The sequence below is a fragment of the Mycobacterium sp. OAS707 genome, assembly GCF_014873705.1.
GTDB lineage: Bacteria > Actinomycetota > Actinomycetes > Mycobacteriales > Mycobacteriaceae > Mycobacterium.
Genome location: NZ_JADBDS010000006.1, coordinates 429717 through 450873 on the forward strand (window position 1 = coordinate 429717; position 21157 = coordinate 450873).

At 65.1% G+C, this 21157-nt stretch carries 23 protein-coding genes; 11 read left to right on the top strand and 12 right to left on the bottom strand.

Annotated features, from left to right (window positions below):
• The first annotated feature begins 28 nt into the window (after nt 1–28).
• On the top strand, nt 29–748 hold the full coding sequence (locus GGC64_RS33390; RefSeq protein WP_192726884.1) for an HAD family acid phosphatase: 720 nt from the start codon (nt 29–31) through the stop codon (nt 746–748).
• Here GGC64_RS33390 and GGC64_RS33395 read toward each other — a convergent pair whose 3' ends face one another.
• Nucleotides 749–1609 carry a class II glutamine amidotransferase gene (locus GGC64_RS33395; RefSeq protein ID WP_192726885.1) on the bottom strand — a complete coding sequence of 287 codons (861 nt, stop codon included), beginning with the start codon at nt 1607–1609 and terminating at the stop codon, nt 749–751.
• Between the two features lie 22 nt (nt 1610–1631).
• Between GGC64_RS33395 and GGC64_RS33400 the strand changes: the two genes are divergently transcribed.
• The 3 genes from GGC64_RS33400 (at nt 1632) to GGC64_RS33410 (ending at nt 4553) form a co-directional block, all read left to right on the top strand.
• Nucleotides 1632–2675, top strand: a complete 1044-nt coding sequence (locus GGC64_RS33400) for a zinc-binding dehydrogenase (protein ID WP_192726886.1) — start codon at nt 1632–1634, stop codon at nt 2673–2675.
• A complete protein-coding gene (locus GGC64_RS33405) occupies nt 2672–3415 on the top strand; it encodes an SDR family NAD(P)-dependent oxidoreductase (RefSeq protein ID WP_192726887.1) in 744 nt (247 codons plus the stop codon). Before GGC64_RS33400 ends, GGC64_RS33405 begins: the two co-directional genes overlap by 4 nt.
• Nucleotides 3416–3506: 91 nt before the next feature.
• Nucleotides 3507–4553: a cupin domain-containing protein gene (locus GGC64_RS33410; RefSeq protein ID WP_192726888.1), complete on the top strand. Its 1047-nt coding sequence runs from the start codon at nt 3507–3509 to the stop codon at nt 4551–4553.
• 82 nt (nt 4554–4635) lie between these two features.
• Here GGC64_RS33410 and GGC64_RS33415 read toward each other — a convergent pair whose 3' ends face one another.
• A complete protein-coding gene (locus GGC64_RS33415) occupies nt 4636–5688 on the bottom strand; it encodes a dihydrodipicolinate reductase (RefSeq protein ID WP_192726889.1) in 1053 nt (350 codons plus the stop codon).
• An 89-nt stretch (nt 5689–5777) separates the two neighbouring features.
• On the opposite strand from GGC64_RS33415, the gene GGC64_RS33420 reads away from it, so the two are divergent.
• The 4 genes from GGC64_RS33420 to GGC64_RS33435 all read left to right on the top strand — a co-directional run bounded on the left by GGC64_RS33420 (nt 5778) and on the right by GGC64_RS33435 (nt 9055).
• Entirely contained in the window at nt 5778–6899 is a 1122-nt protein-coding gene (locus GGC64_RS33420; protein WP_192726890.1) for a BTAD domain-containing putative transcriptional regulator, read from the top strand.
• Nucleotides 6900–7000: 101 nt separating this feature from the next.
• Nucleotides 7001–7342, top strand: coding sequence for a DUF732 domain-containing protein (locus GGC64_RS33425; RefSeq protein WP_192726891.1), 342 nt, complete (start codon nt 7001–7003; stop codon nt 7340–7342).
• A gap of 117 nt (nt 7343–7459) precedes the next feature.
• Nucleotides 7460–8650 (top strand): lipid-transfer protein, encoded by a 1191-nt coding sequence (locus GGC64_RS33430; RefSeq protein WP_192726892.1) that lies wholly within the window; start codon nt 7460–7462, stop codon nt 8648–8650.
• A 93-nt stretch (nt 8651–8743) separates the two neighbouring features.
• Entirely contained in the window at nt 8744–9055 is a 312-nt protein-coding gene (locus tag GGC64_RS33435; RefSeq protein ID WP_369434742.1) for a hypothetical protein, read from the top strand.
• 57 nt (nt 9056–9112) lie between these two features.
• Here the strand turns inward: GGC64_RS33435 and GGC64_RS33440 are convergent, their stop codons facing one another.
• The 3 genes from GGC64_RS33440 to GGC64_RS33450 all read right to left on the bottom strand — a co-directional run bounded on the left by GGC64_RS33440 (nt 9113) and on the right by GGC64_RS33450 (nt 11690).
• Nucleotides 9113–9418 (bottom strand): hypothetical protein, encoded by a 306-nt coding sequence (locus tag GGC64_RS33440; RefSeq protein ID WP_192726893.1) that lies wholly within the window; start codon nt 9416–9418, stop codon nt 9113–9115.
• Nucleotides 9419–9584: 166 nt separating this feature from the next.
• Nucleotides 9585–10967 carry a cation:dicarboxylate symporter family transporter gene (locus tag GGC64_RS33445; protein ID WP_192726894.1) on the bottom strand — a complete coding sequence of 461 codons (1383 nt, stop codon included), beginning with the start codon at nt 10965–10967 and terminating at the stop codon, nt 9585–9587.
• A gap of 108 nt (nt 10968–11075) precedes the next feature.
• Nucleotides 11076–11690 carry a DUF4352 domain-containing protein gene (locus GGC64_RS33450; protein WP_192727020.1) on the bottom strand — a complete coding sequence of 205 codons (615 nt, stop codon included), beginning with the start codon at nt 11688–11690 and terminating at the stop codon, nt 11076–11078.
• Between the two features lie 77 nt (nt 11691–11767).
• On the opposite strand from GGC64_RS33450, the gene GGC64_RS33455 reads away from it, so the two are divergent.
• Both GGC64_RS33455 and GGC64_RS33460 read left to right on the top strand, forming a co-directional pair.
• On the top strand, nt 11768–13333 hold the full coding sequence (locus GGC64_RS33455; RefSeq protein ID WP_370582474.1) for an ATP-binding protein: 1566 nt from the start codon (nt 11768–11770) through the stop codon (nt 13331–13333).
• Complete coding sequence (locus tag GGC64_RS33460; protein WP_192726895.1) at nt 13330–14019, top strand: response regulator; 690 nt, start codon at nt 13330–13332, stop codon at nt 14017–14019. Before GGC64_RS33455 ends, GGC64_RS33460 begins: the two co-directional genes overlap by 4 nt.
• A gap of 36 nt (nt 14020–14055) precedes the next feature.
• On the opposite strand, the gene GGC64_RS33465 is transcribed toward GGC64_RS33460, so the two are convergent.
• From GGC64_RS33465 to GGC64_RS33490, 6 genes are all read right to left on the bottom strand, one after another.
• Nucleotides 14056–15006: a DMT family transporter gene (locus GGC64_RS33465; RefSeq protein WP_192726896.1), complete on the bottom strand. Its 951-nt coding sequence runs from the start codon at nt 15004–15006 to the stop codon at nt 14056–14058.
• On the bottom strand, nt 14987–16036 hold the full coding sequence (locus tag GGC64_RS33470; RefSeq protein WP_192726897.1) for an aminotransferase class I/II-fold pyridoxal phosphate-dependent enzyme: 1050 nt from the start codon (nt 16034–16036) through the stop codon (nt 14987–14989). The genes GGC64_RS33465 and GGC64_RS33470 overlap by 20 nt, the downstream gene beginning before the upstream one ends.
• 107 nt (nt 16037–16143) lie before the next feature.
• Entirely contained in the window at nt 16144–17151 is a 1008-nt protein-coding gene (locus tag GGC64_RS33475) for a hypothetical protein (protein ID WP_370582475.1), read from the bottom strand.
• Between the two features lie 492 nt (nt 17152–17643).
• Nucleotides 17644–18057: a DUF1232 domain-containing protein gene (locus tag GGC64_RS33480; protein WP_192726899.1), complete on the bottom strand. Its 414-nt coding sequence runs from the start codon at nt 18055–18057 to the stop codon at nt 17644–17646.
• Nucleotides 18058–18072: 15 nt separating this feature from the next.
• Nucleotides 18073–19089 carry a peptidoglycan-binding protein gene (locus GGC64_RS33485; protein ID WP_192726900.1) on the bottom strand — a complete coding sequence of 339 codons (1017 nt, stop codon included), beginning with the start codon at nt 19087–19089 and terminating at the stop codon, nt 18073–18075.
• Between the two features lie 108 nt (nt 19090–19197).
• Nucleotides 19198–19386, bottom strand: coding sequence for a hypothetical protein (locus GGC64_RS33490; RefSeq protein ID WP_192726901.1), 189 nt, complete (start codon nt 19384–19386; stop codon nt 19198–19200).
• A gap of 80 nt (nt 19387–19466) precedes the next feature.
• On the opposite strand from GGC64_RS33490, the gene GGC64_RS33495 reads away from it, so the two are divergent.
• Nucleotides 19467–20207, top strand: coding sequence for a DUF427 domain-containing protein (locus tag GGC64_RS33495; protein ID WP_192727022.1), 741 nt, complete (start codon nt 19467–19469; stop codon nt 20205–20207).
• Here the strand turns inward: GGC64_RS33495 and GGC64_RS33500 are convergent.
• Nucleotides 20204–21157 carry an esterase family protein gene (locus GGC64_RS33500; RefSeq protein ID WP_192727023.1) on the bottom strand — a complete coding sequence of 318 codons (954 nt, stop codon included), beginning with the start codon at nt 21155–21157 and terminating at the stop codon, nt 20204–20206. The genes GGC64_RS33495 and GGC64_RS33500 overlap by 4 nt on opposite strands.

Consider the following 21157-nt stretch of genomic DNA (forward strand, 5'->3'; position numbering starts at 1 on the left):
TGTGCCAGGCCGCCGTTAGGGTCCAGACATGCGCATTGTCGTGACCCTGGTCGTCGGCTGGCTGGTCGCTTTCGCACCAACCGCGATTGCCGAGCCGCCCGCGCCGCCGGCGCCGATCATCCCGCCGCCGGTGCAGCCCGCAAACATCGGCGATCTGAAGTTCACCGCGGTCGACTATTACAACAGCGGTGCCTACCTGACAGATCTGCAGCTCGCGACCGCGCCTGCCATCGCGTGGATCAACGACGAGGCGCCGCGGGTGGACCGGCCGGCGGTCGTGTTCGATATCGACGAGACGGCGCTGTCCAACTGGGAAGGGCTCAAAGCCAACGACTTTGGCCGCATCTTCAATGGGCCTTGCGACCGGTTGCCGCAAGGACCGTGCGGCTTGATCGCGTGGGATCAGCGGGCGCAGTCGACGGTGATTCAGCCGACGATGGACGTGTACACCACCGCGCGCGACCGCGGCGCGACGATCTTCTTCATCACCGGCCGGGATGAGACCCAGCGTGCGGCCACCGAGCGTAACCTGCAGGCTGTCGGCTACACCGGCTACCAGCAGTTGATCATGGAACCGGCTGGCGCCCATTATGTTTCGGCCGCCGACTTCAAGGCACCGCAGCGGGAGAAGATCGAGCAGCAGGGCTACACGATCATCGCCAATCTCGGCGATCAGCCGTCCGACCTCGAAGGCGGCTTCTCCGAGCAGACCTATCTGCTGCCGAACCCGTTCTATCGCATTCCCTGATCACGCCACCGAGGCGTGCTGGGACGCAGCGGCCTGTGCCGTCAAATCGTCATGGCGCAGTTGATGTTTGGGCGGGTCGGGGAATGCGATGCGACGTTCGATTCCCAGGTCGGCGTCGACATGCACCAATTCCCCAGGCGCGAGCGGCTGCCAGTCGTCGTCATCCATCGGCTCGCTGGCGAATACGACCGAGGCCTCCGACGTCAACTCGTCGCTGTGGGCGGTGATGCGCGAGCTCTGCATCCGCAGCCGCCGGTTGTCGACATCGCGGCGGTCGAGCAGATATAGCTCGTGGGTCTCCGGATAGCGCAGCGCCCACATGTCGGTTGCGGTGCTGAGCAGGACGTTGACCGCGAAGATGGGCACGTTGCCGGCCAACCAACCGACCGCGTCGACGATGCCCGTGCCGACATCGTCGCCACGCCTGATGCAACCCGTGATCAACGCGAAGACCCGTTCCGAGTCCGTCTCGCCGACCACCAGATCGGCGACGCCGAGGTCGTTCAGCCGCGCGTCGATCACGTCGAGCCCCTCGACGACGCCGTTGTGCGCGAAGATCCGGTCGTCCTGCAGGAACGGGTGGGTGTTGCGGGGCTCGAGCGCTGCGCTCGACGAATACCGGACATGCGCGATGAACGTCGTCCCGGTCAGTTCGTGCGCCTCGGTCGCGAACGCCTGGTCCTGCCACGCCGCGATGGGCTGCTTGTAAATCCCTGGCTTACCGTCGGGCCCGAAGACTCCGAGCCCAGTGCCGTCCGGGTTGCGCTTGCTCTGCTCGACGAGATTGTCGGGCGCGTCGAGCAACCAGAACGTCGCGGTCACCTCGCGTTTGTCGGCATGAAGGCCGAACAGCCGGCACATGGCCCGATGGTAGCGTGACGGAATGGTTGACACCATGCGTGCCGAGCGTTTCTATGCCGACTCCAAAACCATTGCGGTGGAGGATATTCCGATTCCCGAACCGGGGCCCGGCGAGGTGCTCGTCAAGGTCGCGTTCTGCGGCATCTGCCATTCGGATCTCAGCCTGATCAACGGTACCTTCCCCGCGCAGCTGCCGGTGGTGACGCAGGGCCATGAGGCGTCGGGCACGATCGCCAAGCTGGGCCCCGGCGTCACCGGCTGGTCGGAGGGCGACCGGGTGATCGTCGCTGCAGGCAGGCCCTGCACGAAGTGCCCGAAATGTCGGCGCGGCGACATCTCCAACTGCCAGCGGCTTCAGTTGATGGCCTTCGCGTACGACGGCGGGTGGGCCGAGTACACGGTCGCGCAGGCCGTCGGTCTGACCCGGGTGCCAGACAACGTTTCGCTCGAGCAGGCCGCGATCCTCGCCGACGCGGTGTCGACGCCGTTCGGCGCCGTGGTGCGCACCGGGAAGGTGGGTATCGGGGAGTCGGTCGGCGTGTGGGGTGTCGGTGGCGTCGGCACGCACATCGTGCAGCTGGCCCGGCTGGTCGGTGCCGCGCCGGTGCTCGCGATCGACATCAAGCCCGCAGTGCTGGACCGGGCGCTCGAATTGGGTGCCGACCACGCCCTGGATGCGAGCGATCCCGCGCTGCGCGACAAGATCGCCGAGATCACCGGTGGCCGGATGTTGGATGTGGCCTTCGATGCCGTAGGCCTGAAGTCGACGTTCGAGCAGGCGCTCGACTGCATCACCGTTGGCGGGCGTCTCGTCGGCGTGGGGATGAGTGCTGAGGCGCCGAGCGTTGGTCCAACCAGTATGTTCGGCCTGACGCAGAAGCACGTGCTCGGCCACCTCGGCTACCAGAACGTCGACATCGAAACGCTCGCCACGCTGGTTTCGCTGGGGCGGCTCGATCTGTCCCGCTCCATCAGCGATGTCGTCTCCTTGGAAGACGTCGGAGTCGGCATCGAAAAGCTGGAACGCCAGGAGGGCAACCCGATTCGGATTCTGGTCAAGCCGTGACGGAACTGAACGGCCGGGTGGCCCTGGTGACCGGTGCGTCAGGCGGCATCGGCAAGGGCATCGCGCGTGCACTGGCCGACGAGGGAGTCGATCTGTTCCTGACCTACGGCCGCCACGCCGATGACGCCGAGGAAGTTGCGGGCCACGCCTGCGCCCTCGGCAGACGCGCCGTCGTCGCATCGGCGGACCTGGCCGACCCGACCGCTCCTGCCCGCTTGGTCGCGCAGGCCAACAGCGAGCTGGGCGGCGTCGACGTCCTGGTCGCCAACGCCGGCACCGCGGATGTAAAGGGTTGGCAGAACATCGATCTCGAGTCGTGGAACAAGACGCTGGCCATCAATCTGACGGCACCGTTTCTGCTGGCGCAGCAGGTGCTGCCCGCGATGGTCGAGAAGCGGTTCGGACGCGTGCTGTTCGTCTCGTCGGTGGCTGGGCTCAACGGTGGTGTCGTCGGCGCCCATTACGCCGCGAGCAAGGCCGGACTGCACGGGCTGATGCATCATCTGGCGCCGCGGGTGGCAGCCGACGGTGTGACCGTCAACGCGTTGGCGCCCGCATTGATCGGCGACACCGGAATGTTTCCCGTCGACCCGGATAGCGCGGCCAGCACGCCGATGCCCATTCCGGTCGGGCGCGCCGGCCGCCCCGCCGAGGTGGCGGAGATGGCAATTGCCATGCTGCGCAACGGGTATCTGACCAACAAGGTGGTCACGCTCGACGGCGGGATCCTGCCGCGCTAGTGCGGCGGTGCGCGCTACCGGCTAGCCGGTAGCACATATTGGTGGCCAGCGGCGATGACCAGCGCGCCTTTGGTGCGCGAAAGTACCCTGCATGACGCTATCCATTGACCGCAGCACACACGCCGCATCACTACGACACGGCGAGGTCGTCGAAGAGTCAGACCTCGGCTTCATTCAGCGCCTCACCGCCGACAACTTCCCGATCCTCAATGGTCTATCGATCAAGCGGTTGGTGATCAACCCCGGCGCGATGCGCACCCCGCATTGGCACGCCAACGCCAACGAGCTGACCTACTGCATCTCAGGCACCGCACTGGTCACCGTGCTCGACACCGGCAGCCAGTTCGCGAGCTTCACGATCAGCGCCGGCGAAATGTTCCACATCGACTCCGGCTCACTACATCACATCGAGAACATCGGCACCGACCCCGCCGAGTTCATCATCACGTTCCGCCACGAACGTCCCGAGGACTTCGGCCTGGCCGGTGCATTCGGCGCAATGACCGACGCGGTGCTCGGCAACACCTATGACCTCGACGCGTCGGACTTCAAAGCGATCCGTCGCAACCTGGTCGACCGCTCGATCGTCGGCCGCATTGGCGACGCAGTGGTGCCGTCGACCGCGCATTTCAACGACCCCCACAAGTTCGCTGTCGAGGCGATGACGCCACCGGTCCAGGCCGCCGTCGGATCCGCCCGCACCGCCCGCGTCCAGTTCTGGCCCGCGCTCAAGGATCTGTCGATGTACTCGCTGCGCATCCGCGAAGACGGCATGCGCGAGCCGCACTGGCATCCGGTCACGGCTGAAATGGGTTATGTGCAAAGCGGTTCTGCGCGCATGACAGTGATGGATCCCGACGGCACACTGGACACCTGGTACCTCGACCAGGGCGACGTGTACTTCATACCGCGCGCCTATCCGCACCACATCGAGGTTTTCGACGCCCCGGAGTGGCACTTCCTGATCTTCTTCGACCAGCCGTTCCCCGCCGACATCGGCTACCGCACGTCCATCAGCGCGTACTCGCGGGAAGTGCTGGCCGCGACGTTCAACACCCACATCGACGACCTGCCGAATTTCCCGTTCACTTCGTCAGACCCGTTGATCGTCAACCGGCACAACCCGTTGGACCGCTGACTCCTGAATTGCCCGGCTCTAGGCGACAAAGTCGGCGGCAGCGACAAAGTCGCGCAGAGCCGGGCAATTTGGGGATCTATCTCTACACTCCCAAACCCGGTGCGGCCTTGCCGCTCATCAACGGCAAGTCCAGATACGTCGCGATGCCGGGCTTGGCCGCGCATACCGCGGGTATCGAGTTCACGCAATGCGCGGCCGTGCCGACCACACCGTATTCGGGGCCTTCGCCACCGATCTCGGACTGAAAGCCCTTCACGCTCACCCTGATATCCGGGTTGCCACGGACTTCCATTTCGTAGCGCTGCCCCTCGGGGCCGAATGACCATGCGGGGTCGAGGTTTTCCTCACCCATCAGCCAGTTCACCGTCACTCGGACGACGGGCTCGCCGTCGACGAGCGCCTCCCAGTGGAACTTCCGCGCCGCGACCTGGCCCGGTTGGATGACACCGATCGGCGAGTCAATCGGCGCGGTCGCCACCGCGATCTCCTGGGTGGACCGCACCTTTGGCTCCGCGTTGAAACCCAGCTTGTCCACACACATCTGGACCGACTGGATGAAGCCGCCGTCGAGCAGCTTCTGCATCGGCCCGGAAAGCGCCTTTTCCGGAACCTCACCGAAACCCATGATGTGACGGACCACATCCGGCGCCTCATACGAGCGCAGATCGGAGAACTCCTCGGCACGAACGAATGTGATGCCGGTCGACATGATCGAAAACATCAACGGAAACTTCTCGCTGATGCCGCCTGGTGCCATCCCTGTGCCGTGCAATGTCGCGTTGCCTGCCAGCGCCGCCTCCCGCAGTGACGCACCCTGGCGCTCGCTGGGATAGACCCACCCCACCGGCGTCACCACGTTCTTGCCCGACCGCAGCAGCGCTGCCACCTCGTCGGGATTGGGCAGCAACGGTGCGTAGATCACGGCGTCGGCATCCAGGGCCAGAATCTCCTCGACGCTGTTGGTCGCGGTGACACCGAGAGGTTCACTACCAATCAGCGAGCCGACGTCCTTGCCCGCCTTGCCCTCCGAGTGCACCCAGCAGCCGGCTAATTCCAGGTCAGGGTGCTCGAGCACGCCCTTGATCGCGGCGACCCCGACCCCTCCGGTTGCCCACTGCACGACCCGCAGGCCCATGTCGCCTCCTTGACAGCGGTTGGAAAACTAGAACACGTTCTACTCCGGTCTACACCACAAAACGGCGCCGGCGGGTGACAATTGGCTCGATGACCAAGATCGGGTTCGGCGTGCTGGGACCGTTGCAGGCGACGGTCGACGGCCGGTCTGTGCCGCTGGGCACCCCGAAACAGCGTGCGGTGCTGGCCATGCTGGTGATGAACCGCAATCGTCCGGTCGGGATCGACTCGCTGATCACCGCGGCGTGGGAACAGTGGCCGCCGTCGGAGGCGCGGGCCAGCCTGCACTCCTACATCTCCAATTTGCGCAGGCTGCTCGGCGACTCGCGGTCGATGCTGGAGAACGCCCCGCCGGGGTATCGCCTCACGGTTGACGACACCGCCTGCGATATCGGCCGATTCATTCTCGAGAAGACCGCGGGCGTGCAGGCCGCCGCGGCAGGGCAATTCGAGCAAGCCAGCCGCCACCTGACGACAGCGTTGGCCGAATGGCGCGGACCCGTGCTGGAGGATCTGCGTGACTTCCAGTTCGTCGGAGCGTTTGCGACCGCATTGACCGAGGACAAAGTCGTGGCGCACACCGCGCGTGCGGAAGCCGAAATCGCTTGTGGGCGTGGCTATGCCGTCATCGGCGAGCTCGAGTCGTTGACAGTCGAGCATCCTTACCGCGAACCGCTGTGGGCGCAGCTGATCACCGCGTACTACCTGTCCGACCGGCAGTCGGAGGCACTCGACGCCTTCCAGCGGCTGAAGACCACGCTCGCCGACGACCTCGGGATCGATCCGGGCCCGACGCTGCGCGCGCTGCACGAGCGGATCCTGCGCCAGGAACCACTCGACGTGAAGAAGGCGGCCAAGACCACCGCTGTGCACACGGTCCACAATTTCGGACTGCGCACCTCTGTAGACGCCACGCATACGCAGGCAAGTCTGCGATCGGCGGCTGGACACGCCTTTCCGCTGCGGGCCGCCGCCACCCGCATCGGGCGACTGGACGACAACGACATCGTGCTCGACGATACGAAGGTCAGCCGCCATCACGCCGTGATCATCGACACCGGCACGAGCTTTGTGATCACCGACCTGCGCTCGGCCAACGGGGTCGACGTGGGCGGACAGCGTATTCGCGGCACCGCGACCCTGGCCGACGGCGACCGGATCCGCATCTGCGACCACGAGTTCACGTTCGAGATCGCGCCGCAGCAGGCATAGTCGCGACGCCAAGAATCCTCCAAGAATCCGCCAAGGCCTTCGTCGGACTCTGATGTCAGCCCGGAGACACCCGGACCGAGACGACATCGCCAAGGAGCCCAATGTTCGCCCCGAACCGCGTCGCCAAGTTCGCCGGCACGGCACTCGTCGCCACTGTTCTTGGACTTGCCGCCGTCGCCACGGCCGGCACCGCCGGTGCCGTCAGCTCGACGGATAACACGTTCCTGACCGAGATCAGCAGCGAGGACATTTCCTACGACACGCCCAAGGCCGCGATCCAGAACGCCCACTACGTGTGCAGCGCGCTCGAGGACGGCGCCAAGCCGGTGGACCTCGGCCAGGAGATCCTGGACAACACGGACCTGACCACCCATCAAGCGGCCGCCTTCGTGGTCATCGCGGTGAACGCCTACTGCCCCGAGTACACCGGCTACTTCAAATAAGCCCTCCCCCATGCGGGGGCCTCGCTGCGGCGGCGGGGCCCCCGCACCCTTTTCCACGGCGGCCTCCTCGATAGCGCATCTAGACAGTTCGCCCCTCTATGTGTTTCTGTCGATCGCATGGCTAACAAAGTTTTCGTGGTCGGCGTAGGGATGACGAAGTTCGAAAAGCCGGGCCGCCGCCAGGGGTGGGACTACCCCGACATGGCGCGCGAATCCGGCACCAACGCACTCAAGGACGCGGGCATCGACTTCTCCGAAGTCGAGCAGGGCTTCGTCGGTTACGTCGCGGGCGACTCGACGTCGGGTAACCGGGCGCTCTACGAACTCGGTATGACCGGCATCCCGATCGCCAACGTCAACAACAACTGTTCGACCGGTTCGACGGCGTTGTTCCTTGCCGCACAGACGATCCGGGGCGGGTTGGCCGATTGCGCAATCGCTTTGGGATTCGAGAAGATGCAGCCGGGCCCGCTTCAGGGCGGTGCAGAGGACCGCGAATCTCCGATGGGCAAGCACGTGAAAGCAATGGCTGAGATCGACGAGTTCGCCTTCCCGGTGGCACCGTGGATGTTCGGCGCCGCCGGACGCGAGCACATGCGCCAATACGGCACGACTGCAGAGCATTTCGCGAAGATCGGGTACAAGAACCACAAGCATTCGGTGAACAATCCGTATGCACAGTTCCAGGAGGAGTACTCGCTCGACGATATCCTCGCGGCGAAGATGATCTCCGATCCGTTGACCAAACTGCAGTGCTCACCGACCTCCGACGGTTCGGGCGCGGCGATCGTGGCCAGCGAAGCGTTCGTCGACAAGCACGGGCTGGCAGGCCAGGCGGTGGAGATCGTCGGGCAGGCGATGACCACCGACTTCGATTCCACCTTCGACGGCAGCGCCAAGAACCTGATCGGCTATGACATGAATGTCCAAGCCGCACAGAAGGTTTACCAGCAGTCCGGCCTCGGCCCGTCCGACTTCCAGGTGATCGAACTACACGACTGCTTCTCCGCCAACGAGCTCTTGCTGTACGAGGCGCTGGGCCTGTGCGGTGAGGGCGAGGCCCCGAAACTGATCGACAACAACGACACCACCTATGGCGGTCGTTGGGTCGTCAATCCGTCCGGCGGGCTGATCTCCAAGGGCCACCCGCTTGGTGCGACGGGACTTGCGCAGTGTGCCGAGTTGACGTGGCAGCTGCGGGGCACGGCCGACAAGCGGCAGGTCGACAACGTCACCGCCGCGCTGCAGCACAACATCGGCCTCGGCGGTGCCGCGGTGGTGACGGCCTACCAGCGCGCCGAGCGGTAGTCACCCCTTCTCGCGGGCAGACGCAAAACGGCCGAAATGTTGCCGAAAAAGGGCAGTTTTGCGTCTGCTCGGCAATGGGAGGAGTATTGGATTGTGCCGACAAAGTTGATGCTCGCCGCCGTGGTTGCGGGTGTGTGTGCAGCGGTCGCGGCCCCCGCTGGCCTCGCATCGGCCGAGGAGACGGCCCAGGAGACGATCAGTCGGCTGCAGAGCGAGGGCTACACCGTCAACATCGACCGCGTCGGCACCGGCCCGCTTGACCAGTGCGTGGTGACGAGTGTCAGGAACCCTCAGCGAGTCACACAGTGGGTGCCGTACACCGGTCCGGGCAAGGACGGCGACCGCGTGCTTGTGCAAGTGGTTACGAGTCAGACGATTTCGGTGACCCTGAACTGCTCGCGCTGAGCTGACCCGATTCACAACGAAAGACCCGACCGGTTACTCCGGCCGGGTCTTTCATTGTCAGCGCCCTGAGCAGTCCAGCGACACCGTGACGGTACGGTCGACGATCACGGGGACGACGCCGCCGCGCTCATGATCGCCGAGCACAGGGACGAATTCCGTTCTATTCCTTGGGTTTCGAACGCTGGTGACCACGCAGTCGGAGAGCGGCGCGCTCCCGACGCGGTCAATCTTGACGTCGAAGCCCTGGGCCTGCAACGAGCCGATGGTGACGATTGCGGACTCGGCTGCGAACGCCGAAGGGGCAAGGATCAAACCGCAAGCCGCCGCGGCCAACCCGATCAGTGTGAACAAGATGGCACGCATGGCGAGCCTCCGTATCTTTTCCGTTGGTGGATGTCAGCCGGTTCAACGGGCGGAGGCCGCAGGGGGTTCAAGGGATTTTCAAAAACTTTCCGAACGTCTCAAGGGGTCTCGAGGCAATAGAAAGGCCCGGCCGGAGGGGCTCGGCCGGGCCTTTCCTTCGCGCGCCCTACACCGGCACAGGGATTCGCTCCTGTGGCGGCTCTTCGGCGTGCGGGGCGCGATCGTCATCAACCATGGTGAGCTCGTCGAACGGGTCCTCTCCACCCAGGACGGCGTTCACCTTGTCGCGGTCGATCGTCTTGGTCCACGAGCCCACGAGCACTGTCGCGACGGCATTACCGGAGAAGTTCGTCACGGCCCGGGCTTCGGACATGAACCGGTCGATGCCGACGATCAAGCCGACGCCGTCGAGCAGGTCGGGGCGGTGGGCCTGCAGGCCGCCGGCCAGGGTCGCCAGGCCTGCGCCGGTCACACCGGCAGCGCCCTTGGACGCGACGATCATGAAGACCAGCAGACCGATCTGCTGACCGACGGACATCGGGGCGCCCATCGCGTCTGCGATGAACAGCGACGCCATGGTCAGGTAGATCGCGGTGCCGTCCAGGTTGAACGAGTAGCCGGTCGGCACGACGACGCCGACGGTGCTGCGGTCGACACCGAGGTGCTCCATCTTCGCGATCAGCCGCGGCAACGCCGACTCCGACGACGAGGTCGAGAAGATCAGCAGGTACTCGCGGGCCAGGTAGCGCACCAGCTTGAAGATCGAAACGCCCGACACGACGCGCAGGATGACGCCCAGGACGCCGAACACGAACAGCACGCAGGTGATGTAGAAGCCGAGCATCAGCGTCAGTAGCTGGGTCACCGCGGACCAGCCGGTCTGGCCGACGACGTTGGCGATCGCGCCGAACGCACCGATCGGAGCCAGCCACAGGATCATCACGAGAACCTTGAAGACGAGCTTTTGCAGATGCTCGATGCCGCGCAGGATCGGCTCGCCCTGACGACCCATCGCCTGCAGCGCGAAGCCGACGAGCAGCGCGACGAACAGCGCCTGCAGCACATTGCCTGCCGTCAGCGCGGAGAACAGCGTGTCGGGAATGATGTGCTGGACGAAGTCCATGAGGCCGCCGGACTCGTGAGCCTTCTCAGCCAGCTCGGCGCCCTTGCTCGCGGTCTTCTCGGTGATGTGCATGCCGCTGCCGGGATGGATCAGGTTGCCGACCACCAGGCCGATCGCCAACGCGAACGTCGACATCACCATGAAGTAGACGAACGCAAGACCGCCGACCTTGCCGACAGTCGCGGCTTTGCGCACCGAGCCGATGCCGAGCACGATCGTGCAGAAGATGACCGGCACGATCATCATCTTGATCAGGCTGACGAACATCGTGCCGAGCACGCCGACGCTCTTGCCGACCTCAGGCGCCACCAGACCGACGACGATGCCCGCCAGCACGGCGCCGATGACGGCGATGTAGAGCCAATGGGTGCGATCGCGTCGGCGCGGTGGCTCGGCCACCGGCTGCCTTTCCAAACTCGTGGTCATGGCGTCCCTCCAGGTCGAAATCCAAAGTGGTGTGCATTGGACTCTCGGCTAGAAGGTGAGCCAGGTCACGTTTTAGTTCATTACGTTCAACTGCATCCGCTGCGCAGGCTACGGCCGCGGCACGACGGATAGGCCCGCTGACACCGCTGCGTCATGCAGTTCGATGTGGTCCAAGTCGGTGTTTCCGGCGGGAACGGTGAACGGCACGACGACCGTCGCGGACTTCCCCGGCTCGAGCTTGACGCTCGTGGTGCCGGCCTTCGCCGCAGCCGCCTTATCCGGCATGAACCACTGTCCGCCAACCCACAGCCGCTGGTTGTCGGTCCAGAAAACCACTGGGCGGTTGCCTGCGTTCTTGACGTTCAGGTGGACGTTGACGGAGGTTCCCGCTGAATCGACGGAGGTGACCAGGAACGTCAGATTGCCGTCCCGGCCCTCCTGGTTGAGCTTCACCTGCGACGGGTGTTGAGGAGCCGCCGGCGCTGGTCCCGATGGGGCCGAACTCTGCGTCGACTTCGACTTATGGATCACCTTCTGACCGAGTGGTGAAGCCAGCATCAAGGCAACCGCGACGAAGACGGCGCCGGCGACGATGACAAGAGTCTTCCACCGCGACGACTTGCGCTGCGGCGGGAGCAGCCATTGCTGACCATCCCAGTACGCCTGGCCGGAAACGCCGCGCGGGTCCGGGTACCAGCCTGGCGCCGGCGGAGGTGGCCACATAGGCGCCGATGGTAACCAGGCCAGCCGATTCCTCGCGATCGGCCGATGTCAGGGGCGTCAACAGACAAGATGAACCCGTGAACCGCTCCATTGGCCGCTCGCGGCCGTGGTCACTGGCGACTCAGGCGATCGCACTGCAGATCCTCGTGATCGCGGTGGTGGTCCTGGCCGGCAGCGCCCTGGCATTGTTCGACGCAGCCCGCGACGGTGACGACGCAGCGCGGCAGCAGGTGCTCGGCATCGCGACGGCACTGGCCGATTCGCCGTCGACGGCCGCCGCAATCCAATCCGGAAGGGCCACAGAGACTTTGCAGCCCGTCACCGAGGCCGTCCGCAAGAACACCGACATCGCGTTCATCACGATCATGGCGCCCGACCGGACGCGCTTCACCCACACCGATCCCACACAGATCGGCGGGAAGTACATCGGCACCATCGAGCCTGCGCTGCGCGGAGAAACGTTCACCGAGGTCTACACCGGCACGCTTGGGCCGTCGATCCGCGCCGTGGCACCCGTGCGCGACGGCAGCGGGCACATCGTCGGTCTCGTGTCGGCGGGCATCCTGCAGCAGAGCCTGGCCGACCGCTGGCGTTCGCAGGTGCCGACGATCGTCGCTGTCAGCGTCGGCGCGCTCGCCATTGCACTGGTCGGGGTGTGGGCGATCCGGCGCCGGTTGTTCCGGCAGACGCACGGACTGCGGCCCGACGAGCTACGCGTGATGTACGAACACCACGACGCGATCCTGCATTCGGTGTCGGAGGGGCTGATCGTGTTGGATCGCAACGGCGTCGCGTTGGCCAACGACGAGGCGCGCAGGCTGCTCGCACTGCCACCCGGACCCGTGGACGGGACGGATCTGCCGCAGTTCCTGCGCACCTACAACCCCGGAGCGCGCGACGAGGTGCACGTCACCGACGACCGGGTGCTGGTGGTCAACCGCTCCCCTGTCGAAGACGGCCCGCGCGACTCCGAAGTCGTCACCATCCGCGATCGCACCGAATTACAGGGCGCGCTAGGCGAACTCAGCTCACTGAAGGTGCTCACCGACTCCTTGCGCTCGCAAGCGCATGAGGCGGCCAACAAGCTGCACACCATCGTCACGATGGTCGAGATGGGCCGCGCCGACGAAGCCGTCAGATTCGCCACCAACGAGCTGGAGCTGTCCCAGCAACTCGTCGACCGGCTCTCCAGCGCCGTCGGAGAACCCGCACTGGTCGCGTTGTTGCTCGGCAAGACCGCCCAGGCCGACGAACGCGGCATCGAGTTGACCGTCACCGAGGAAACGCACCTGCCTTCCAACGCCGACGATCTCGCGCTGTCCGGTCAGGAGATGGTCACGGTGCTCGGCAACCTGATCGACAACGCGATGGACGCCTGCGACCGCGACGACCCGTGGATCGAGGTGACCGTCGCCCAGGACAACGGCACGCTGCTGATCCGGGTGGCCGACAGCGGCCCCGGCATGGACACCGCGACATTCGAAAAGGCCATGCAGCGCGGCTATTCGACGAAAGCGGGTTCCGACGCCGAACAACACGGCCTTGGCCTGGCGTTGGTTGCTCAGGTCGTGAAGCGGCACAACGGCACGCTGACCGCCGATGTGACCTACGGTTCAGTCGTGACAGTGACGGTGAAGTCGTGATCCGCGTGTTGATCGTCGAGGACGAGCCGCTGATCGCCGAGGCGCATCGCACATATCTGGGTCGCCTGCAAGGCTTCTCAGTGGCGGCCGTCGCGCACACCGCCCGCGACGCGATGCGTGCCGCATCGGAGGCGCTCGCCGCTGAGGAGCCAATCGACTTGGTATTGCTCGACATTGGACTGCCCGATGCCAACGGCATCGCGCTGGCGTCCGGTCTGTCGGGCCTGCGCCCAGCACCCGACATCATCACGATCACGTCTGAGCGTGACCTGGAGATGGTCCGCGCCGCGGTCGGCCACGGCGCGCTGGCGTATCTGCTCAAGCCGTTCACGTTCGCCGCGTTTCGCGACCGCCTTGAGCGCTACCAGCGCTACCGCGAGGCACTGCCGGCAGGCACCGATGCGGCCAGCCAGGCCGAGGTCGATCGCGCGCTTGCCGAATTGCGTGTCGGCTCAGACAGATCCGCCGCACCCAAGGGCGCAGCACCCGGTACCAACGACGAGATCGCGCGTGCGGTCCGGGATTCCGTCGACGGCATCACCGCCGACGAGGTCGCAAAGCAGATCGGCGTGTCACGCGTGACGGCCTGGCGGTACCTCGAGCGTCTCGCCGACGAGGGCACGGTCACGCGGCAGACCGACTACGGCAAGGCAGGCCGGCCTAAGACCCGCTACACCTGGCGCTAGCCCGTCACCCCTCTACCCCTTTACCCCTCTACCCCTCTACCCCTCTACCGCGAGCGTGCGTGTCTGCACGCCGACACGCCGGACGATGCGGGCATTTCGCGCACGCTCGCCCGGGTGCGAGCGTGCAATGAGCGCCGCCGCGGCCAGAATCGCCGCGCCACCGAACGCCTGCGCCGGCGTAATACCCTCGCCCAGAGCTATGCCCGCGAGCATTACCGTCGACGCTGCCTCCAGCGTCGAGACGACGGCCGTGTGGCTTGCGCCGATCCGTGCCAGCGCCGCGAACGTCAACGCGAACGCGGCCGCAGTCACCGCGCCATAGCCGACGATCTGTAACAGATGACCCGTCGGCACCCGCAACGTGCCACCGACGGCACCCCGCGTCAGCGATGCCGCCGCCGCACCTGTCGCGACCCAGCATGCCGCGGTCATCGCGTCGGTCTGCCGTCGGACATCGCGCCCGACAACCAGATACAACCCGTACGCAGTCGCCGCCACGAGCGCGAGGACGATGCCCGCCGGCGAGATCGACACGTCGCGGCCGACCGCGACCACGCTCGCTGTACCGGCGACGGACAACCCCAATGCCATCGCCGTTGTTTTGGTGATTCGTTCTCTGCCCCGGGCGAATTCGATCACCGTGACGATCGCGGGATACGCGTAGAACAACAGGATGCAAGCGGCCGCGGTGCCATGGCCGAGTGACAGGTAGAACAGCGTCGACTCCAGCGTGTAGCCGATCGCGCCGAGCAGCACAATCGGTAGCCACTCGCCCGCGGCCGGCCGCATCGACACGTGACGCAGCCGCATCAACACCGCGAGAATGACCGCAGCGATCGAAAACCGAATGCCCAGCGCGGTCGCCGAGTCAACGCCGGCACCCGCCAACGACCGACCGATGACCGTGGCGATGCCGTAGGCCACCGCACCGACGGCGGCCAGGCCAACTCCCACCACGCCGATGTGGTCAGGCCGCGGCGCGCTCATCGATCACGTCCGCGAGGGCAGCAGCGAACCGCTCTCGCTCGTCATGACGGGGTGCGACGATGCGCAGCGCGTCGGGCCGAACCCCATGGGCGGCGCCCAGCACGCGCACACCGATCCCATGCCTGCGAAATATCTCAGCCACCTCTGCGGAGCGTTCGCAGAATGCGTATTGAAAGTGCACGTTTTTGTTGGCACACAGCTCGAGGCCGCTGACGCCGCACAAGGTCTCGGCGAGCCACGCGTTGTCGGTGTGCATCTGCGCTCGGCTGCGATTCGACCAGTCGAGATCCCGCACCGCCGCACAGGCGACGCGGACGTCGACACCGGATAATCCCCAGTTCTCCTGCTGCCCGAAAAGACTTGCCAGGGGGGCGGATTCAGCGCACCACGCGATCCCCGTACGCGTGGCGGCGATGCCGTAAAACTTTGTCGTTGAGCGCAGCACCACGACGTTGGGCACCTCGCAACCGAGCACCGACCAGCCTGCGGGATCCGGTGTGAAGTCGATGTAGGACTCGTCGACCACCAGCACTGCGGCGGGATGCGCGGCAGCGACGGCGATGAGCCCTTCGGAATCGAGATGCGTGCCGGTTGGGTTGTGGGGATTCGAAATGATCACGGCGCCGGCGGCGTTCAGCGCTTCATCGATCAGTTCCAGCGACGGGATCTGCGTCGCAAAAGGATTGAATCCGCGGCCGGGAAACGCCTTCAGGTAATCGGTATATGCCGGCATCGGCACCTGCACCGAGGCGTGGTCGAGCTCGCGGCTCATCGCCCAGATGAACTCGCTGGCACCGCGGCCCGCGATCATCTCGCCGTGCAACACCCCGGTTGATTCGCGGTACAGGTCGATCAGCTGCGGCGCTGCCTCGTACGGATGCATCACGATGTCGGCCGGCTCGAAACCACGCAGCGCGGCGATTGCGGCGGGCGCAGGCCCGTAGCGGTTTACGCAGGTGCTGAGGTCGATATCGACCCCGCGGCTTGGATCGCCGCCCTGCGCACCAAAGTCAATTGCGGGCCCGGGCATGGTGTCCTCCTGGTCTGAGCACGTGTAAAAACCGTGCTTTGAACCGTAGGAAGGTCTGCCATGCCGGCTACGCGTAGTTCACTACGCGTTTTCCCACGCGCAACCACTCAGGCGGTGACGGGCTCCAGTTCGCGCGCAGGCACGCCGATCGGCTCAGTGGCCACCAGCTGCGAATAGAACATCGGCAAAGTCGACGCGACGGTGAAGACACCGACGTAGCCGTCGTAGTCGGCGACGACGAGCCGGCCACCGTCGGAAGTCATTGCGACACAAGAAGGCCGGGCATCGATTGAGATCTTGGTAACCACTCGGTGGGTCAGCGTGCACACCACCGCGACATGGTCGTAGTCGACGATGTACGCGCGGGTCTTGTCGGGGCTGAGCGCCATCTGCGTCGGGGCGCCGATACCGAGCTCGATGGTGTCCGTGATCCGATTGGCCGCCATGTCGATGACACTGACGGCTCCCCCGCGCTCACGGTCCGAGGTCAGCACGTATGCGGTGCCGTCGGCGAAAGCGACGTCGCGGATCGGCGAGCCGACCCACACCTTGCGATCCACGCGGGTGGTCTCGGCGTCGACGACTACGAGTTGGCTGCCGCGGACATCGGTGGTCGCGACATACAGACGCTTGCCGGTCGGGTCGACGGTGATGGCGTCGATGCCGATGCCGGCGCCGGACGCGATGTCGATGGTGCCGACGCGGTCGGCGGTGGTGTCGATGACCGCGACGTCGACGTGGCTGTCACCGGTGCGGCCGGCATAGACGCGCTTGCCGTCCGGGCTGATGGCCAGCGCGGTGACACCGAAGGCCAGCGGGTAGTTCGCGATCACTGTCCTGGTGGTGGTGTCGACCACCGCTACAGAGTCATAGGTCGCCGACGTGGTGCTCACATAGGCGCGGTCACCCGAGATGACGACCGCGACCGGCTCGCCGGGGACGCCGATGGTCTGCTCGAGGACGAGTCCATCGGGATTGATGAACGAGATGCTGTCGTGGCCGTGATTGGCGGCGACGACGACGTCGCCCGCAGCGATGTCGCCGATCGGCCCCCGCCGCACCGCGACGCTGCCCACGATGGCGACGTCGGGATCAACCTGCGCCTCGTTATTCACATGCGAATCAGTAGTGCTCTCAGGCAACAAAAAGTTAGCCATATTCAATCGGTACCTCCGCCGGTATGGGCGTGCACCGGCCCTAGATTGCAGGTCATCTGCGCCTGTTCGGCGCGATCTGCGTCGAGTCTAGCGACGAAATAGCGTGTTACGAGCGGGTGACATGGCCAATCGGCCGAAATTGCGCGGAAGCTCTCAGGCGCCGCTTAAGAAACTCTTCGTTATGCAGTTGTTATATTCAGCTGGCAATCCGATTTGCCGGGTTTAGCTGGTCATACGACCTCCTGGCAACCTTTGGATTATCGAAAGTCTGCGGCTTACAGATAACGACTTCTTATGTTTCTGAGCGAAAATGAGCGGCAGATCACACCCGACACGACAGCAAACTTCTCGACACCTGTCACCTGCCGGGCACGTTGGCGGGACGCCTGATGCGTGGGTGCGTCGGGAAACAAAAGACAGACCTTGCCGTGTTAGCTGGATCACAGAAGTTCATTTGCCGTTCAGCCGACACAGCCTGTTGAGCGCCGCGAGTCCCTGCGGCGTGCCCGGCCAGTGCTTGGCCAACGCGTCGGGCCCCGCCCTGCGCGTCGTCGAGCGCAACACCAGCGCGACGATGATCGCATCATCGGCGTAACCGAGCACCGGGACGAAGTCCGGAATGAGGTCGAATGGCAGCGCGAGGTAGCCGAGCAGCAGCAACAGCCTGATCCGGACGCCACGCGGCGTTGCCGGGTCCGCGGCCAACCGCTTGATCAGACGAATCACGTCGGGCAGCAGACGCAGCGCTTCCTTGAGGTCATGATCGCCGGGTTTGGTCAGCCACAGCACCGTCGCAAGGGCGGCCCACAGCAGCACGAGGCCACAGGCGATGCCGAGCGGGATCGTCCACCAGTCGTGCCACACGACTCAATGATCGGCCTAAGGGCCGCCCGTCGAACCCGTCGCAATGATCTGCACGGCGCGGTCGACGCCGTTGACCCCGTTGAAATCGGGCCAGTCGCCGTAGTGGATGTGAGGATTTCGGATCAGGAAGTCGCCGACGACGATCGAAGTTCTGATCAGTTTCGCGATGGTCTCCGGGGTATTCGCGAGGTTGAGCAGGGCGAGGAATTCGTTGCTCTGGATCAAGGTGAAGATCTTCAGAGCGAACGGCAACTCGAGTTCCAGCGGCGTCAGGGCCTCGTAGCCGAGATGCAGCAGCGTGTCGTCGGTGGTCGTGGCGTACATGTCGCCGTTCAGGACGAAATCGTATGTGCGCGAGCGGAACTGGTCAGGTGTGTAGATGCCGGAAATGCCGGCCCCCGGCGGGTTGTTGCCGAGCAGCGTTGGCCCGGGCGGACGGCATGGGCTGCCGAACGTGATCACCTTCAGCAGATCACCGGCGCGGTGCGCCAGCGGTTGGCCGGGCAGCATCAGTCGCAGCGTTCGCACCACCACCTCGGCGCCCTGGCTGTACCCGCAGAGGTAGAACTGTCCGGCATTCATCAGGATCAGCCGCATCAACTCCGCGACGCCCTGCGCCACGGATTCGTTGTAGCTCAGGAACGGATTCGGATACAGGAAGCCCGCCGCGGGGTAGCCGACTGGCTGGTTGCGGACCCGGCCCATCTGCTCCAGGCGCCAGCCCACGTCGAACGGGGGCCCCTGAAACGGCGTGGCCCAGGTGCCGGAGGCGCAGTAGAAGAACGGCAGATTGGTTGGCAGCGGCGGAGGCTGATCGAAGTTCAGTCCAAGGCGTCCCAGCGTCTGCGGTCCGGCGATGCCGTCGACCACCAGGCCCGCCCGTCGCTGGAATTCGCGGACCACTGCCGTGGTGCGCGGCCCGTAGATTCCGTCGACGACGAGGTTGGAGTACAGCGGGTAGTCGCGGTTCAGCCGAGCCTGCAACAGCCGGACAAGATCGTTACTGTCACCTGGTCGCAATACAACTGCCATGCCTCGACGCTACGCCGAATTCCATTCAGCCGTAACGGAATTGGCGGCTAGCTGACCGAGCAACGTCACGCGCCGTCATGCAATGGCGTTACCGTCGGAGTTTGGGTATTACGACTTGGGGCGGCGAAGCGCGCCGACTGCGACCACGATGCCGATCACCGCGACAATCGGACCGATGATGGACCAGGTCGTCGTGTTGCTCATCGGGCTTCCGCCGACGACGCCGAAGCCCTGCAGGGCCCACAGCAGGCCGAACAAGAAAACGACCACTCCAACAACCGCGATGGCGATGCGCATCCATTCACTGTAGGCGCGACTTTGGCCATGATGGAGAGGTGAGCACTACATCTCAGCAGCCGACAACCGACTATCCCCAGATGGCCGCGGTCCGCGGCCGACTTGAGCCGGCCCCACGCCGGGTCCGTGGCTTCCTCGGCGACCAGTTGGTCTTTGACACGACCTCGGCGCGCTACGTCTGGGAAGTGCCGTACTACCCGCAGTACTACATCCCGCTCGCCGACGTTCGTCGCGAGTTCCTGAAAGACGAGAACCATCCGCAGAAGGTGCAGATGGGTCCGTCGCGGACCTTCGCATTGGTCGGCGGCGGCCAGACGTACGACTCGGCCGCGCGGGTCTTCGATGAGGGCGAGGGTCCCGTCGCCGGCCTGGTGCGTTTCGAATGGGACCGGCTGGCGTGGTTCGAGGAGGACGAGCCTATCTGGGGTCATCCCCGCAATCCGTATGCCCGGGTTGACGCGCTGCGCTCGCACCGTCACGTCATCGTGGAGCTGGACGGCGTGGTGCTGGCCGACACGCACAGCCCGGTACTGTTGTTCGAAACCGGTTTGCCGACAAGGTATTACATCGACAGGACCGACGTGGCGTTCGAGCATTTGGAGCCGTCTGATACGCAGACGCTGTGCCCGTACAAGGGCGTCACGTCCGGTTACTGGTCGGTGCGGGCGGGCGACGCCGTCCATCCCGACCTGGCGTGGACGTACCACTATCCCCTACCGGCGGTCGCCCCGATCACAGGAATGGTCGCGTTCTACAACGAGAAACTCGACCTCACGGTCGACGGTGTGAAGCTCGCGCGCCCGCAGACACAGTTCGGTTAGCCAGCCGGTGGTTGGGTGCCGATGATCCGCACCAGATCAGGCTTCATCGCCTGCAGCTGCGATCCCCAGTAGCCCCAGCTGTGCGTGCCGTCGGCGGGGAAGTTGAACACCGCGTTGTGACCGCCGGCCGCGACGTACTTCTGCTGGAACTCCTTGTTCGTCGACAACGTGATGTTCTCCAGCACCTGGGCGCTGTATTGGTTGCCGAGGTTCGCGCCGTCGTCGAGCTCGCCGGTGACGCCGTTGCCGCAGTAGATCCATAGCGCGGTGTTATTGGCCGCCAACGTGCTGATGTTGACCATCGGGTCGTTACGGCGCCAAGCGATGTCAGACGTCGGCCCCCACATGTTCGTGGCGCTGTATCCGCCCGCATCCTTCATCGAGACGCCGATCAGCGTGGGCCACAAGCCCATTGACGGATTGAGGTATCCGGACAATGAGCTGGCGAAGATGAACTGCGTCGGATGCCAGATGGCCAGAGTCAACGCCGCACTGCCCGACATCGACAGTCCGACAACGGCATTGCCCGTCGGCGCCTGCGCCTTGTTCGCGGCGAGCCACGCGGGTAGCTCTTGCGTCAGGAAGGTCTCCCATTTGTACGTCAGGGTTCCTGAACTGCCCGTCGCAGGCTGGTACCAGTCGGTGTAGAAACTGGATTGTCCGCCGACGGGCATGATGACCGAGATGCCCGACTGGTAGAACCACTCGAACGCCGCGGTGTTGATGTCCCAGCCGTTGGCGTCGTCCTGGGCGCGAAGTCCGTCGAGCAGAAGCACAGAGTGCGGACCGCCGCCCTGAAACTGCACCTTGATGTCGCGCCCCATCGACGGCGACGGCACCTCGAGGGTCTCCACGGGCAGACCGTTGCGTGAATACGCTGCCGCCGTCGGCGATTGAACCGCGATCGCGGTGAGCACCGCCAGCAACGCCACGCAGATCCTGCCGATCAT